This window comes from Enterobacter cloacae complex sp. SHL021, assembly GCF_049237765.1.
GTDB classification, from domain to species: Bacteria; Pseudomonadota; Gammaproteobacteria; order Enterobacterales; family Enterobacteriaceae; genus Enterobacter; species Enterobacter cloacae.
Genome location: NZ_JBMKJG010000009.1, coordinates 60,036 through 74,504, shown reverse-complemented (window position 1 = coordinate 74,504; position 14,469 = coordinate 60,036). Strand labels below are relative to the sequence as shown.

The 14,469-nt window shown below is 56.2% G+C and carries 14 protein-coding genes and 1 pseudogene; 6 read left to right on the top strand and 9 right to left on the bottom strand.

Annotation, left to right across the window (positions count from 1 at the left end):
* Nucleotides 1-15 precede the first annotated feature (15 nt).
* On the bottom strand, nucleotides 16-1,053 hold the full coding sequence (locus ACOTZF_RS11085) for an AI-2E family transporter (protein WP_020688252.1): 1,038 nt from the start codon (nucleotides 1,051-1,053) through the stop codon (nucleotides 16-18).
* Between the two features lie 131 nt (nucleotides 1,054-1,184).
* Between ACOTZF_RS11085 and ACOTZF_RS11080 the strand changes: the two are divergent.
* The 3 genes and pseudogenes from ACOTZF_RS11080 to mdtI all read left to right on the top strand — a co-directional run bounded on the left by ACOTZF_RS11080 (nucleotide 1,185) and on the right by mdtI (nucleotide 2,150).
* Nucleotides 1,185-1,355, top strand: a pseudogene (locus ACOTZF_RS11080) (hypothetical protein).
* A gap of 116 nt (nucleotides 1,356-1,471) precedes the next feature.
* On the top strand, nucleotides 1,472-1,834 hold the full coding sequence (gene mdtJ / locus ACOTZF_RS11075) for a multidrug/spermidine efflux SMR transporter subunit MdtJ (protein ID WP_129251611.1): 363 nt from the start codon (nucleotides 1,472-1,474) through the stop codon (nucleotides 1,832-1,834).
* Nucleotides 1,821-2,150, top strand: a complete 330-nt coding sequence (mdtI, locus tag ACOTZF_RS11070) for a multidrug/spermidine efflux SMR transporter subunit MdtI (RefSeq protein WP_013096842.1) — start codon at nucleotides 1,821-1,823, stop codon at nucleotides 2,148-2,150. Before mdtJ ends, mdtI begins: the two co-directional genes overlap by 14 nt.
* Nucleotides 2,151-2,178: 28 nt before the next feature.
* Here the strand turns inward: mdtI and ACOTZF_RS11065 are convergent, their stop codons facing one another.
* The 8 genes from ACOTZF_RS11065 to puuD form a co-directional block, all read right to left on the bottom strand.
* Nucleotides 2,179-2,997, bottom strand: coding sequence for a trypsin-like serine peptidase (locus ACOTZF_RS11065; protein ID WP_013096841.1), 819 nt, complete (start codon nucleotides 2,995-2,997; stop codon nucleotides 2,179-2,181).
* A gap of 276 nt (nucleotides 2,998-3,273) precedes the next feature.
* A complete protein-coding gene (gene asr / locus ACOTZF_RS11060; RefSeq protein ID WP_129318091.1) occupies nucleotides 3,274-3,663 on the bottom strand; it encodes an acid resistance repetitive basic protein Asr in 390 nt (129 codons plus the stop codon).
* A gap of 149 nt (nucleotides 3,664-3,812) precedes the next feature.
* Entirely contained in the window at nucleotides 3,813-5,300 is a 1,488-nt protein-coding gene (locus ACOTZF_RS11055) for a carboxypeptidase M32 (protein ID WP_038419273.1), read from the bottom strand.
* Between the two features lie 150 nt (nucleotides 5,301-5,450).
* Entirely contained in the window at nucleotides 5,451-6,722 is a 1,272-nt protein-coding gene (puuE, locus tag ACOTZF_RS11050; protein ID WP_114518727.1) for a 4-aminobutyrate transaminase, read from the bottom strand.
* Between the two features lie 25 nt (nucleotides 6,723-6,747).
* The gene (locus ACOTZF_RS11045; RefSeq protein WP_013096837.1) at nucleotides 6,748-8,028 is read right to left on the bottom strand and encodes an NAD(P)/FAD-dependent oxidoreductase; all 1,281 of its coding nucleotides are present in this window, start codon (nucleotides 8,026-8,028) and stop codon (nucleotides 6,748-6,750) included.
* Nucleotides 8,025-9,518, bottom strand: a complete 1,494-nt coding sequence (puuC, locus tag ACOTZF_RS11040) for an aldehyde dehydrogenase PuuC (protein ID WP_045295902.1) — start codon at nucleotides 9,516-9,518, stop codon at nucleotides 8,025-8,027. Before puuC ends, ACOTZF_RS11045 begins: the two co-directional genes overlap by 4 nt.
* Nucleotides 9,519-9,675: 157 nt before the next feature.
* Nucleotides 9,676-10,233 (bottom strand): HTH-type transcriptional regulator PuuR, encoded by a 558-nt coding sequence (gene puuR, locus ACOTZF_RS11035; protein WP_013096835.1) that lies wholly within the window; start codon nucleotides 10,231-10,233, stop codon nucleotides 9,676-9,678.
* Nucleotides 10,234-10,258: 25 nt separating this feature from the next.
* The gene (gene puuD / locus ACOTZF_RS11030) at nucleotides 10,259-11,023 is read right to left on the bottom strand and encodes a gamma-glutamyl-gamma-aminobutyrate hydrolase (RefSeq protein WP_014831700.1); all 765 of its coding nucleotides are present in this window, start codon (nucleotides 11,021-11,023) and stop codon (nucleotides 10,259-10,261) included.
* A 214-nt stretch (nucleotides 11,024-11,237) separates the two neighbouring features.
* Here puuD and ACOTZF_RS11025 point away from each other — a divergent pair, with 214 nt between their 5' ends.
* The 3 genes from ACOTZF_RS11025 to ACOTZF_RS11015 all read left to right on the top strand — a co-directional run bounded on the left by ACOTZF_RS11025 (nucleotide 11,238) and on the right by ACOTZF_RS11015 (nucleotide 14,404).
* Nucleotides 11,238-12,656: a glutamine synthetase family protein gene (locus ACOTZF_RS11025; RefSeq protein WP_129317857.1), complete on the top strand. Its 1,419-nt coding sequence runs from the start codon at nucleotides 11,238-11,240 to the stop codon at nucleotides 12,654-12,656.
* A 172-nt stretch (nucleotides 12,657-12,828) separates the two neighbouring features.
* On the top strand, nucleotides 12,829-13,023 hold the full coding sequence (locus tag ACOTZF_RS11020) for a hypothetical protein (RefSeq protein ID WP_032618525.1): 195 nt from the start codon (nucleotides 12,829-12,831) through the stop codon (nucleotides 13,021-13,023).
* Nucleotides 13,013-14,404, top strand: coding sequence for an APC family permease (locus ACOTZF_RS11015; protein WP_013096830.1), 1,392 nt, complete (start codon nucleotides 13,013-13,015; stop codon nucleotides 14,402-14,404). The genes ACOTZF_RS11020 and ACOTZF_RS11015 overlap by 11 nt, the downstream gene beginning before the upstream one ends.
* The last annotated feature ends 65 nt before the right edge of the window (nucleotides 14,405-14,469 follow it).

Here is a 14,469-nt window from a genome sequence, read left to right as displayed (position 1 = left end):
AAACTGACGGGGTGCTCAGCCTCTGTGGCTCATATCGCTCAGCAGTACGGCGATACTTTGCCCGCCCGCCGTCTGCTCAAGCGCAATCTTGACGATGATGGTCAGCGGAACGGAGAGCAGCATGCCAACGGGGCCGAGCAGCCAACCCCAGAATATCAGGGACAAAAACACCACCAGGGTCGAAAGCCCGAGCCCGCGTCCCATCATGCGCGGTTCAAGAATGTTTCCGAAGACCAGGTTAATTACCAGATAACCGGCCAGCAGAATCAGGGCATCATACAAACCACTGAAAACCAGCACCTGCAGAATAGGCGGGATGGCCGCCAGCACGGAACCGATGTTGGGAATATAGTTAAGCGCAAAGGCGAGCAGTCCCCAGACGAACGCAAACCGCACATCCAGCGCAACCAGCATGCCCCAGACAACGCACCCGGTGACGAGACTGATCGCCGTTTTCAGCACCAGATAGCGGGAAACACTGTCCAGTGCACGCTGAATCGCGCCCATGCCTTCCACCGGCCGAACCATTATATGCTGTAGTTTGGCAGGCAGTTGCGGCACCTCCAGCAGCATAAACACCACGGTTAAAAACAGCAGGAAAATAGAGGTCATGGCGTTGGAGAGTTGCGCCAGCAGGCTGGTGACGAGGGTCATGGCTGCGTTGGGGTCGATATACTTCAGCAGTTCCTCCACGGAGACCTCAATGCCCGCGCGCTGCAGCCAGGGTTCAATCTGCAACAGCGGTATCACCAGCGACGAGCGGTATTTCGGCAGCGTGCGCGCCAGTTCATTCAGGGATGTGCCCAGATAAGCGACCAGCAGCACCATCGCGATAATAATGATGCTGATGAGCAGGGTGATCGCCAGCACGCGCGGTATGCGTATCCGCACCATGCGCTGAACCAGCGGGTTAAGGATCACTGCAATAAACAGCGCCAGAATAAAAGGCACGATAATATCGGCGGCAAAACGAACGCCCGTCAGGATGATCACCAGCATACCGAGCATGATCACAATCTTAAGGCCGTTCAGGGTAATGATGGGTTTAGCCATGGCAATTCCTGCGTATTTTTTTATTTATAATAAAGGCGAAAGACGTTTAATAAACTAACCGAAGTCAAACGGCCTCGGTAAAGAATTGAAAAGACTTTGAGTAAAATCCTGGCTTATGGTACAAATTTAGCGTGTTTAACTACCGAGGACAATTTTGATCCGCAAAGACGAGAAGCAACACCGCGGATAATTGTAATTTTATGGACAATTTGTTCAGGACGTATTCTTCAAACCATACTGCTGTATTCTCCACCTCTTTCTTCCTTCTGTCCGGTGAGCAACACTGGCGCAACGCGCTATAGTCACGTCTTCTGCCTGAGCTGGCGCCATGCGCTTAGTTATCTGATTTAATTTCCTTTTTTGGGTTTGCTGTTCGCAGCGAGCCGCGATGGATTATATTCTCAAGCAGGAGAAAAACATGTTTTACTGGATTTTATTAGCCCTGGCTATTCTCGCTGAAATTACCGGCACGCTGTCTATGAAATGGGCAAGCGTCAGCGATGGCAACACCGGTTTTATTTTAATGCTGGTGATGATTTCGCTTTCCTATATTTTCCTCTCGTTTGCGGTGAAGAAAATCGCGCTGGGGGTGGCTTATGCCCTCTGGGAAGGTATCGGTATTTTGTTGATTACGCTGTTCAGCGTTTTGTTATTTGACGAAACCTTATCAACAATGAAGATCGCCGGATTGACGACGCTGGTAGTCGGGATTGTGCTGATTAAATCGGGTACACGTAAACCGACAAAACCGCAGAAGGAGCAGGCCCATGCAGCAGTTTGAATGGATCCACGCGGCCTGGTTGGGGTTCGCCATTGTTCTGGAAATTCTGGCGAACGTGTTTCTGAAATTCTCTGATGGTTTTCGCCGTAAAGTTTACGGTCTGATGTCGATTGCCGCTGTGCTGGGGGCGTTTAGCGCCCTGTCTCAGGCGGTCAAAGGTATCGATCTGTCTGTAGCCTATGCCCTGTGGGGCGGGTTTGGTATTGCCGCGACCCTGGCAGCAGGGTGGGTGCTCTTCGGCCAACGGTTAAATAATAAAGGCTGGATCGGCCTGGTATTGCTGCTGGCCGGTATGATTATGATAAAACTCGCCTGATGACGTCAGGCGAGGCGGCGCTGGCCTGTTATTGTGCCAGCGCTTCCAGCTTGTCGCGAAAACCGGTCACCGAGAGAGCACGGTTATCCGCGCGCCATCGGTCTTTGGCCGCCGGGGCTGAACTCTGCACACCAATCAACTGCCAGCCGTTATCCGTTTTCAGCATCAGCGGTGAGCCACTGTCGCCCGGTAACGTATCGCACTGGTGAGAGAGTACGCTGTTTTGCGCCCAGCCGGTCACAATGCAGTCGGTGTGGGTGTACAGCGTATCCAGATGATCGACCGGATAACCGGATTGCGTCACTTTGCGATCGACGGCTTTCAGCGCGGCGGTCAGCGCGGCTTTATCGCCATCAAACAGGGGCAGAGGAGTGATTCCAGAAGGCGGGTAGCGCAAAATGATGAGACCGAAATCCCAGGAGGCCGCAGCGGGCGGGACTATCCAGCCGTCGCCGTCCGGTTTCAGGCGCTTACCCAGCGAAGGGTCAACCCGGCCTTCAATCCCGTGAATTTCATAGCGCCACATCCCTTTCTGAGACACAAATCGCAGTACCACGGCTTTGTCGGGTTTGCCGTCCGGCGGCGTCAACAGGCAATGGCCTGCGGTCAGGGCAAGCTGAGGGGTAATCAGCGTGGCGGTGCATAAGTTACCGCTGGCGGTTTCCAGTTGCCCGATGGCATCCCACGGGGCCTGGGTAGGATCGGCGACACGCGTACGATCATCATGACCGAAAAACAGCGTTTTAAGCTCTTTCGCGCTAATGGTGTCATCATCGCCATCATCCGCATGCGCGAATCCAGAAAAAAGAGCAAACGTTCCCAGTAATAACACAACAGATTTACGCATATCACACTCTGGTGGGGGTAATTATGATTATTAAAAGTGAACCCTATGAAAATACTATAGACGGGACAGCGCTAAAGTGGGAGTAAAATCAGCGTGCTACGATCAGGAAAGATAAAACTGGCTTGCGATGAGCGCGCATAAAATAAGCAGGATAAGGATCAACTCAAACCGATAGCGTCGCAGCATACGCCCTCCGGATAAAAAAACGGCGCTGTATTGAAAGGTTCAGCGCCGGTTTACCAACGTGCCCCGAAGGGCACGGTTTAGCTTGTACTCTTACGCAGCTGGCTGAGCAGCTGGTTTAGCAGCTTCGTGTTTTACTGCTTTTTTGTGATGCTTTTTAGCGGCCTGAGCTTTCTGCTCTACAGCGGGTTTAGTCGCTTTTTTGTGGTGCTTTTTGGCGGCCTGTGCTTTCTGCTCAACAGCAGGTTTAGCGGCGTCTTGTTTTACGGCTTTTTTGTGGTGCTTTTTAGCCGCCTGCGCTTTTTGCTCAGCAGCAGGTTTAGCGGCTTTGTGATGTTTCTTGTGGTGTACCGTTTTTGCCGGTGCAGCGGTGGTTGCAGCAGGTGCAGCGGCAGCTGGAACAGTTGCAGTAGTCTCAGCAGCGAACGCAGCAGAAGACAGACCCATAGCAGCGGCAACAACCAGAGCTAATACTTTATTCATGTTTATACCCTCGAATTTGGTTTTTCATTTAACCCCACTGCGGGGCCGTTGAAATAACTATATCCCTGTAAATTCGGGGTTTCCGTGAGTGATTGGTATCGGCGTGTAACCGTTTGTACAACGCCGGGGGCTTTCCCCGGCGTGGGTCATTACAGGTAACGCGAGGTCAGGTGTTCACGGAAGTAGCGGATATTCAGATCTTCTCCCGTCGCCTGGGTGATCAGCTGTGATGTGGTAAACCGGCTGCCGTGTTGCCAGACGTTCTGGCGCAGCCAGTCAAACAGGGCCGACAGATCCCCGTCAGCGATAGAGGCCTGCAGACCTGGCAGCGCCGTTTTCGCGGCATGGAACAGCTGCGCGGCGTACATCGCCCCCAGCGTATAAGACGGGAAGTAACCGAATCCGCCGTCGGTCCAGTGGATATCCTGCATACAGCCGTTGCGGTAGTTGTCTTTGGTGGATAACCCGAGCCACGCCTGCATTTTCTCATCCCACAGGGCCGGGATGTCCTCCACCTCGATATCGCCATTGATCAGCGCCCGCTCAATCTCATAGCGCAGCACCACGTGTGCCGGGTAGCTCACTTCGTCGGCATCGACGCGGATATAGCCCGGCTTCACGCGCTGGTTCCAGGCGATAAAGTTCTCTTCGCTAAACGCCGCCTGGCTGCCAAAACGGGCATGAACGGCAGGGAGGAGATGTTTCAGGAACGCCTCGCTGCGGCCAAGCTGCATCTCAAAGAACAGACTCTGGGATTCGTGGATTGCCGTTGAACGCGCCAGGGCAACGGGCTGACCGGCCCACGCGCGCGGCAGGTTCTGTTCGTAGCGCGCGTGTCCGGTTTCGTGGATCACGCCAAACAGGGCGCTGAGGAGTTCATCTTCGTCATACCGCGTGGTAATGCGCACATCTTCCGGCACGCCGCCGCAGAACGGGTGCGCGCTCACGTCCAGACGACCGCCGTTGAAATCGAAGCCGAGCATCTTCATGGCTTCCAGCCCCAGCTCACGCTGCGTTGCCGTCGGGAAGGGACCCTGAGGCGGAACGAAGGTCTGCCTGGCCTGCTTGTCGACCACGTTTGCCAGCAGATCCGGCAGCCACGACTTCATGTCGGCAAAGAGCACGTCCAGACGCGCGCTGGTCATGTCTGGCTCAAAAATATCCAGCAGCGCATCGTAAGGTGAGCAACCTTTTGCCTCCGCGCGCAGACGCGCCTCTTCACGGCTGAGTTTTACCACCTCTTTCAGATTGGCGGAAAAGCCTTGCCAGTCATTGGCCGGACGCTGGGTACGCCAGGCGTGCTCACATTTGCTGCCCGCCAGCGATTTGGCTTCCACCAGCGATTCCGGCAGCAGCGAGGCCTGCTGATATTGACGCGTCATTTCACGCAGGTTGGCCTGTTCGACGTCATTCAAATCTTCACCTGCCGCTGCAGCCAGCCATTCACCCACTTTTTTGTCGGTCAGGATCTGATGTTGCAGGACGCTCATCTCCGCCAGCGCTTCACCGCGCGCGGCGCTGCCGCCGGGCGGCATCATGGTGAACATGTCCCAGCTGGCGATGGAGGAGAGGTGCGAGAAGCGGGAGAGACGCTGGAAGGTTTTCACAAGTGACTGATAGGCGGATGTTTTTTGCAATTCTTATTTCCTCTTGCCAGGGATGTGTTTCAGGGAGCATACAATGAAACAGACCAAATTCCCCAGCATTTCCCACACGGAGGAAATCTAAGCCGATCTCCTCCGTTGAAACCGTCTCCGGAATGCCGGGAGACGGTTTTCGGTAGGTAATTAGGCCTTATCACGCATAACCTGTTGCAAGATCGCCAGCGCCTGGGTGAACTGGGCATCCGGAATGGTCAGCGGATAAAGGAAGCGGATCACGTTGCCGTACTGGCCGCAGATCAATAACAGCAGGCCCTGGGCGAGTGCTTTTTGCTGGATCGCCTGTGCGATGGCGGCCGAAGGTGCACGGCTCTCGGGATCAAAAAACTCCGCCGCAATCATCGATCCTCTTCCCCTTATCGCCACGAGCGCAGGGAAGGTGCCCTGAATCTCTTCCAGGGTGGCTTTCAGTCGATCGCCCAGATGTCGGGCGCGGGCGCACAGTGACTCGTTGTCGATAATATTCAGCACCGCGTGCGCGGCGGCCACCGCCAGCGGGTTGCCTGCATAGGTCCCCCCCAGACCGCCAGGCGCCGGCGCGTCCATGATTTCGGCGCGGCCCACCACGCCGGACAGCGGCATTCCGCCTGCCAGGCTTTTCGCCATCGTCATCAGGTCGGGCTTGTCGGCGTAGTGTTCCATGGCAAACAGTTTCCCCGTACGGGCGAAACCGCTCTGTACTTCGTCGGCAATCATCACGATCCCGTGTTCATCACAGATACGGCGGATGGCGGCCACCAGCTCTGGCGGGGCGACGTTGAAGCCGCCTTCACCCTGAATGGGTTCAAAAATAATCGCTGCTACCTGTTTCGCCTCAATGTCTGCTTTGAACAGACGTTCTATCGCCGTGATGGCATCCTGCGTCGTGATGCCGTGCAGCTCCGAGGGATAGGGCACGTGATAAACCGACCCCGGGAAGGGGCCAAATCCCAGCTTATAAGGCGCGACCTTGCCGGTTAATGCCATGGTCATATAGGTTCGACCGTGAAAGCCTCCTCCGAAGGCAATCACGCCCGGTCTGCCGGTGTGGGCCCGGGCGATTTTAATGGCATTTTCCACCGCTTCAGCGCCCGTTGTGAAGAATGCCGTTTTGGCCGGGCTCTGCACCGGGGCCAGCTCATTAAGTTTTTCGGCTAATGAAACGTAGCTTTCATACGGCACAATCTGGTAGGCCGTGTGGGTGAACTGGTGAAGCTGTTTTTCCACTGCGGCCACCAGTTCAGGATGCCGATGGCCGGTATTCAGTACCGCGATCCCGGCGGCGAAATCAATATAGTCGTTGCCTTCCACGTCGGTAAGCGTGGCATTCTCCGCCGTGCGGGCAAAGAAATCACACATTACGCCTACGCCGCGCGGGGTGGCAGAAAGTCTACGCTGATGAAATTCCTGGTTACTCATGTCAGATACCCTTTTGTCGAAACGCTCATACGCCAAGACGATCGCGCAGGCTGTAATACGCCGCGCCCATCGCCGTGAATGGAATCCGCAGGCTGCGACCGCCCGGGAAGGGGTAGTGCGGAAGGTTGGCAAACGCATCAAAGCGCTCAGCGTCACCGCGCAACAGTTCCGAGATCAGCCGTCCGGCCAGGTGGGTGCAGGTCACGCCGTGGCCGCTGTAGCCCTGCATGTAATAGATGTTTTTATCCAGACGACCAAACTGCGGCATGCGCGACAGGGTCAGCAGGAAGTTGCCCGTCCAGCGGTAGTCGATTTTGACGCCGGCCAGCTGTGGGAAGGTTTTCAGTAGCTTTGGCATCACCAGACGCTCGACATCGTCCGGATCGCGCGCGCCATAGACGACGCCACCGCCGTACAGCAGGCGGTTGTCGGCGGTAAGACGGTAGTAATCCAGCAGGTAGTTACAATCTTCCACGCAGTAGTTATTGGGGATCAGCGTGCGGACGACCGCTTCCGGCAGCGGGGCGGTGGTCACAACCTGAGTGCCGCAAGGCATGCTGCGTTTTGCCAGTTCCGGTTCTATCTTATCGCCCAGATAGGCATTCCCGGCGACGATCACGTAGCGGGCCGTCACCTGGCCATGCTGCGTGCTTACCACAGCCGGGCTGGTGTGCTGAATGGCGGTCACCGGGGACTGTTCATACACCCGCCCGCCGTTCAGGCGAATCGCGTCCGCTTCGCCGATCGCCAGGTTCAGTGGATGAATATGCCCCCCGCTGCGGTCCAGCAGCGCGCCGGTATAGCGTTCGCTGTCGACCTCCCGGCGGATGGCACTGGCGTCCAGCAACTCCAGCTGCGTATTGCCGTAGCGTTCCCAGTTGGCTTTTTGCTCCTCCAGCGTCTCGAGCTGCTTATGGTTTAGCGCCACAAATAGTCCGCCGGGACGATAGTCGCACTGGATCTGATAGCGCTGGATACGCTCCCGGATGATCTCCCCGCCTTCAAACATCATGCTCCCAAGGACTCTGGCGGCATCGGGACCGTAGTTTTTCTCAATCACGTCGATATCGCGGCTGTAAGAGTTAACCAGCTGGCCGCCGTTGCGTCCGCTGGCGCCAAAGCCGATGCGCGCCCCTTCAAGGAGCACCACGTCGTAGCCCATTTCGGCGAGATGCAGCGCGGAGGAGAGGCCGGTATAGCCGCCGCCCACCACGCACACGTCACAGCTGATCGACTCGTTAAGCGTCGGGAAAGGTTCGTAAGCGTTCGCGCTGGCCGCGTAGTAGCTGGTGGTATGTTCGGTCATGATTGAGACTCCAGGGCAATCCAGATGGTTTTCAGTTCGGTAAATTTTTCCAGCGCGTGCAGGGACTTATCGCGACCGTTGCCGCTCTGCTTATAGCCGCCAAAGGGTACGGTCATATCGCCGTCGTTATAGTTATTGACGAAGACCGAGCCTGCTTTCAGACGGCGGCTCATGCGGTGCGCGCGGGAAAGATCGCGGGTCCATACCGCCGCGCCAAGCCCATATTCACTGTCGTTGGCCAGCGTTAAGGCTTCTTCTTCGGTTTTAAAACGGGTGACGACCAGCACCGGCCCGAAAATCTCTTCCCGACACAGCGGGGAGGCAGGATCGATGTCGACAAAAATGGTGGGACCGACTGCACAAGGCCATGCTTGTTCCCGCCCGTCCAGCAGCAGCGTCCCTTTTCGGGTTCCCTCGCGAATAAACGTGTGGACGGTATCGGCATGTGCAGCGTCGATGAGCATGCCCATCGTGCTGTCAGGGTTGAGCGGATCGCCCGGCTGCCAGTGACGGGCCTGCGCTTTTAGCTTTGCCAGAAAGTCGTCGGCGATGCTGTCTTCGAGCAGCAGGCGGGTACCGGCGATACAGACTTGCCCCTGGTTATAAAAAATCCCGGCGGCGGTTGCGCTCACGGCTTTGTCGAGGTCCGGACAGTCGGCAAAGATAATGTTGGCGCTCTTGCCGCCCGCCTCCAGCCAGACGCGCTTCATGTTGCTTTCTCCCGCGTCCTTCAACAGCTGCTTGCCGGTACGGGTAGAGCCGGTAAAGGTCAGCACCTCGACTTCTGGATGCAGTGCCAGCGCCTGGCCCGCTTCGTGGCCGTAACCGCTTATCACATTCAGCACGCCGTCCGGCAGGCCCGCCTCTTTCGCCAGCCCGGCCAGCCGCAGGGCGGTGAGTGGCGATTTCTCCGACGGTTTCAATACCACGCTGTTGCCCGCGACCAGTGCCGGGCCCAGCTTCCAGCAGGCCAGCAGCAGCGGGAAGTTCCAGGGAACGATGGCCGCAACCACCCCGATCGGCTCGCGCACGATCATCGCCAGTTCGCCCGGCCCCGTAGGCGCCACTTCGCCGTAGACTTTATCCGCCGCTTCGGCGTACCAGCGAATGGCACGAGCCGCGCCGGGAATATCGTCGCGCAGGCTGTGGCGGATGGGTTTACCGGTGTCCAGTGTTTCCAGTAAGGCCAGCTCTTCGCCGTGGCGTTCCATTAAATCGGCAAGCTTATTGAGCACGGCCTTGCGCTGCGCCGGAGACGCCTGCGACCAGTCACCGCGCTCAAATACCTCACGCGCCGCCTGAACTGCACGGTCCACGTCCGCCTGCTTGCCCCGGGCCACGTTCGCCAGCGTCTGTTGTGTCGCGGGATTGACGGTTTCAAACGTGGCATTATCGGCGGCGTCACAATAGGCACCGTTAATAAATAACCGGGTCTCAATGGCGCTGTTTTTTGCTTTATCCTGCCAGTAAGTCAGGTGCTGAAAATGCATATTCACTCCTTTCTTTCGCAATCAGATAAATAAGGTCATGGCCGTTTCAGGCAATACGAAGCCGTGAGGCATCCCGGGAATTAACCCGTTGAATGCCGACATTGATCGTTTTTATTTGTCCCGGCGTAAGCGCACTTACGCCGGGACTGAGTGGTAATTAGAACGTGGTGGGGGTGTGGGCACTGATAATGCGGCAGATGCCTGCCGAGGTGTTGCTGAAGCTGTGCGGTATGCCGGTATTAATGGCATAGCTTTGCCCCGCAACCAGGTGATAAGGCTGGCCATTAATGGTCAGCACTATTTCACCTTCCAGTATCGTACCGATCTCCTCACCCTGGTGTTTGATCCTCTCTCCGGTCGTGGTTCCTGGCTGGTAAGTTTCAAAAATCATCGCCAGCGTACGGTTCGGATTTCCGTTATGAACCAGCTTCATCGAAACACCCTGACTGCCTATTTCGATAAGGTCTTCCTGATTAATAACCACCTGCGGTTCATCAGGTTTTTCCGGTTCCGAAAAGAATTCCGAGAGCGACAGCCCATAAACTTTCAGCAGCTTTTGCAGCGTACTGATGGCAGGACTGACTTTGTCCTGCTCAATGGTGCTGATGGCACTGTGTGTTAACCCAGACAGTTCGGCGGCACGCCGCTGCGAGAGACCCAATTGCTGGCGGATCTCAGACAGACGTTTCCCTGGTGCCAGTCCGTCATCGCTCATAGTTGCATTTCCTTTACGGTAGTGGTCAAAGCCGTTGCTTCTCGGCAATGTGGCTTTGACAGGCGGTGATAAAACCTTCAAACAACATGCGTGACAGGGCGTACTCGCTGCTGTTCCATTCGGGGTGCCATTGCACACCGAGGGCAAAAGGGTGGTCATGAACGCTGACCGCTTCGACGAGCCCGTCCGTCGAGCGGGCCTCCACGCGGAGCCGTGGTCCTAACGTTCGTGCACCTTGCCCGTGTAACGAGTTTACCCAAAATGTATTACAGCCTGGTATTAATTGAGACAGCAGCCCTCCCTCCTGAACCTGAACTTCATGAGAAGGGGCGTATTGTAGCTCAACCGGCAGTTCAGGATCTTCCCGGTGCTCAAGCAGGTCGTTCTGCTCGAACAGGCGGCGATACAGCGTCCCTCCCGTGGCAACAACCATTTCCTGCAGCCCCCGGCAGATGGCGAAAATGGGGATGCGCCTTTCGAGCGCGGCAGCAATCAGCGCCATACTCAGAAGATCTCGCCCGGGATCGGCGTCAGGCTCATCGCCGTTTTCACCATAAAGGTGCGGCTGCACGTTACTTGGGCTGCCCGGCAGGTAAATTCCGTCCAGGGTTGGCAGCAGAGCGGTAATAAGCTCTGGCTCTGCCAGCGCATGCGGTAAGGCAACAGGTAAGCCCCCCGCGTTAATAATGGCATTCAGGTACTTTTCTTGCAGGGTCTGGGTCTCATGACCCTTAAGCCTGTTTCTGCACATCACCACGCCAATAACTGGCTTGTTCATTATATTTTCCATGATCGCCCTCACAAAGTGGACTAAATTTAGGCCATTCTCGCCTATGAAACGGCCTTTTCGTTCAATATTTTCTCAATCTAGCAACGAGATCTGCCTTTTGCAAACTTAATTTAACATTTGACAAACAATTTGTTTGCATACAGATTCGATAGTGTGGACATTATATTTGACAGTCCAGAGCAGCGAACGCAAATCCCAAAAACGGTGGTAAATCATGGAAACCAATATCGTAGAAGTTGAGAACTTTGTGCAGCACACGGATGAGAGGCGGGGTAGCGCCTTTACGCAGGAAGTGAAGCGCTATTTAGAAAAGTATCCTGACACCCAGTTTATTGATGTCCTCCTGACCGACCTGAACGGCTGTTTTCGCGGCAAACGTATCCCGGTTGCCGGACTGAGCAAACTTGAAAAAGGCTGCTATTTCCCGGCATCGGTTTTCGCCATGGACATTCTGGGTAACGTTGTGGAAGAGGCAGGGCTGGGGCAGGAGCTGGGCGAGCCGGACTGTATCTGTGTGCCGGTGCCGGGCACACTGACACCCTCCGCCGCCGACCCGGAATACATTGGTCAGGTGCAGCTCACCATGGTCGATGAAGATGGCGCTCCCTTTGACGTTGAGCCGCGGAACGTACTCAACCGACTCTGGCAGCAGCTGCGCCAGCGCGGTCTGTTCCCCGTGGTAGCGGTAGAGCTGGAGTTCTATTTACTTGACCGTAAACGCGATGCCGACGGCTATCTGCAGCCACCCTGCGCGCCGGGCACCGACGTGCGTAACACGCAGAGTCAGGTCTACTCGGTTGATAATCTCAACCACTTTGCTGACGTGCTGAATGACATTGACGAACTGGCGCAGCTGCAGCTGATCCCCGCCGACGGGGCAGTGGCTGAAGTCTCCCCGGGCCAGTTTGAGATTAACCTGCACCATACGGAAAACGTGCTGGATGCCTGCGATGATGCGCTGGCGCTAAAACGTCTCGTCAGGCAGATGGCGGAAAAACACAAGATGCACGCCACGTTTATGGCAAAGCCGTATGAAGAACATGCGGGCAGCGGGATGCATATCCACATCAGCATGCAAAACAACAGAGGCGAAAACGTGTTCGCAGACGCCAGCGGTGAGGATTCCGCGCTGCTGAAACGCGCGCTGGCCGGGATGATCGATCTGATGCCAGCGTCCATGGCGCTGCTGGCGCCGAACGTCAACTCATACCGCCGTTTCCAGCCGGGAATGTACGTGCCGACGCAGGCGTCATGGGGACACAATAATCGTACGGTTGCCCTGCGTATTCCCTGCGGCGATCGCCATAACCATCGGGTCGAATACCGGGTGGCGGGAGCAGACGCGAATCCGTATCTGGTGATGGCGGCGATTTTTGCCGGCATTTTACACGGGCTGGATAACGATTTACCCCTGCAGGAAGAAGTTGAAGGCAATGGTCTGGAGCAGGACGGACTGCCGTTCCCGATTCGTCAGAGCGATGCGCTGTGGGAGTTTATGCAAAACGATCACCTTCGCGAGCGGCTGGGCGAACGTTTCTGCCACGTCTATCACGCCTGCAAAAATGATGAGTTACTGCAGTTCGAACGCCTGATTACCGAAACTGAAATCGAGTGGATGCTGAAAAACGCCTGATGACGTGCCCCGGTCAGGGGCCGCTTTGTTTCATTGCATATGTATCACCAAACGGCCTGCGCGGAGCCTGGCCGAACTGTTCGCTGGCACGCCAGCTATCTCCCGGGAGTCGCGTTATGGAGCGCAGGCGGCACAGGGACTTTCTTAACGACACTGTGTGACGAGGTAGGAAATGATGCAGATGTTCAACTATCCGCAGGGCGAAGGGGGCCAGTCAGGCGCCTGCTGTGAGTGCGAGCGAGAGACGCTGCGCTGGTACGATCGCGTATGTTCTTTACAACTTCCCCCTTTGCTAAGCAGGTTTGCGTTAAGGTCAACGCGATTGCAAACCACGGTAAGCATGGGGGGGATGGTCTATGGCGACTAACACATCTCTTGATTCGCCGGGCATGGCCGGAAGAACCCGGCTACGCAGTTCCCTCAAGCTCTGGCAGGTGGTGATGATGGGGCTGGCTTACCTTACCCCCATGACCGTGTTTGATACCTTCGGCATTGTGTCCGGTATCAGCAATGGCCACGTGCCCGCCTCGTATCTCCTGGCGCTGGCGGGCGTTATGTTTACCGCCATCAGCTACGGCAAACTGGTACGACAGTTCCCGGAAGCGGGCTCTGCGTACACCTACACGCAGAAATCGATCGGACCCCATCTGGGGTTTATGGTCGGCTGGTCATCGCTGCTGGACTATCTCTTCCTGCCGATGATCAACGTGCTGCTGGCGAAGATCTACCTTTCCGCATTGTTCCCGGAAGTCCCACCGTGGGTGTGGGTGGTAGGGTTTGTGACGATCCTGACGCTGGCGAACCTGAAGAGTGTTAATTTGGTCGCCAACTTTAACACCCTGTTTGTGCTGGTGCAGATCGCCATCATGGTGGTGTTTGTCATACTCGTGGTGCATGGCCTGCACAAGGGGGAGGGCGTGGGCACCGTCTGGTCGCTGCAGCCGTTTATCAGCGAGAACGCACATCTGATCCCGATTATTACCGGCGCGACTATCGTCTGCTTCTCTTTCCTCGGGTTTGACGCGGTCACCACGCTGTCGGAAGAGACGCCAAACGCGGCGCGGGTTATTCCCAAAGCCATTTTCCTGACCGCACTGTATGGCGGGCTGATATTCATTGTTGCCTCGTTTTTCATGCAACTCTTCTTCCCGACGATTGCGCGCTTCAAGAACCCGGACGCCGCGCTGCCGGAAATTGCGCTGTACGTGGGTGGCAAGCTCTTCCAGTCGGTGTTTCTGTGTACCACGTTTGTGAATACGCTCGCTTCAGGCCTGGCCTCACACGCCAGCGTCTCACGCTTATTGTATGTGATGGGGCGTGACAACGTCTTTCCGGAGCGGGTGTTTGGCTACGTGCATCCGAAATGGCGTACTCCGGCCCTGAACGTCATTATGGTAGGGATAGTGGCGCTGTCGGCCCTGTACTTTGACCTCGTGACCGCGACGGCGCTGATCAACTTTGGCGCGCTGGTGGCGTTTACGTTTGTTAATCTCTCGGTGTACAACCATTTCTGGCGGCGTAAGGGGCTGAACAAAACGTGGAAAGATCGGTTCCACTATCTCCTGCTACCACTCATTGGTGCCGTAACGGTCGGCGTGCTGTGGATAAACCTCGAAGCGACGTCCCTGACGCTTGGCCTCATCTGGGCGGCACTGGGGGTCCTTTATCTGACATGGCTGACGCGCCGTTTCCGAAAACCGCCTCCGCAGTTTGAAGCCGCTAAGATAGAGCAGGCCTGGGATTCCTGAATGTAAAAACGGCACCAGTACGCTGGTGCCGTTTATCTGGATCGCTCGTCTTACCGGATATCAGC

Excerpts from the sequence above, each read along its gene's own strand:
- puuR (WP_013096835.1), bottom strand. The coding sequence starts at position 10,233 with ATGAGCGATGACGGACTGGCACCAGGGAAACGTCTGTCTGAGATCCGC.
- asr (WP_129318091.1), bottom strand. The coding sequence starts at position 3,663 with ATGAATAAAGTATTAGCTCTGGTTGTTGCCGCTGCTATGGGTCTGTCT.
- ACOTZF_RS11065 (WP_013096841.1), bottom strand. The coding sequence starts at position 2,997 with ATGCGTAAATCTGTTGTGTTATTACTGGGAACGTTTGCTCTTTTTTCT.
- ACOTZF_RS11045 (WP_013096837.1), bottom strand. The coding sequence starts at position 8,028 with ATGACCGAACATACCACCAGCTACTACGCGGCCAGCGCGAACGCTTAC.
- ACOTZF_RS11085 (WP_020688252.1), bottom strand. The coding sequence starts at position 1,053 with ATGGCTAAACCCATCATTACCCTGAACGGCCTTAAGATTGTGATCATG.
- mdtI (WP_013096842.1), top strand. The coding sequence starts at position 1,821 with ATGCAGCAGTTTGAATGGATCCACGCGGCCTGGTTGGGGTTCGCCATT.
- puuE (WP_114518727.1), bottom strand. The coding sequence starts at position 6,722 with ATGAGTAACCAGGAATTTCATCAGCGTAGACTTTCTGCCACCCCGCGC.
- ACOTZF_RS11025 (WP_129317857.1), top strand. The coding sequence starts at position 11,238 with ATGGAAACCAATATCGTAGAAGTTGAGAACTTTGTGCAGCACACGGAT.
- puuC (WP_045295902.1), bottom strand. The coding sequence starts at position 9,518 with ATGCATTTTCAGCACCTGACTTACTGGCAGGATAAAGCAAAAAACAGC.
- mdtJ (WP_129251611.1), top strand. The coding sequence starts at position 1,472 with ATGTTTTACTGGATTTTATTAGCCCTGGCTATTCTCGCTGAAATTACC.
- puuD (WP_014831700.1), bottom strand. The coding sequence starts at position 11,023 with ATGGAAAATATAATGAACAAGCCAGTTATTGGCGTGGTGATGTGCAGA.
- ACOTZF_RS11015 (WP_013096830.1), top strand. The coding sequence starts at position 13,013 with ATGGCGACTAACACATCTCTTGATTCGCCGGGCATGGCCGGAAGAACC.
- ACOTZF_RS11020 (WP_032618525.1), top strand. The coding sequence starts at position 12,829 with ATGATGCAGATGTTCAACTATCCGCAGGGCGAAGGGGGCCAGTCAGGC.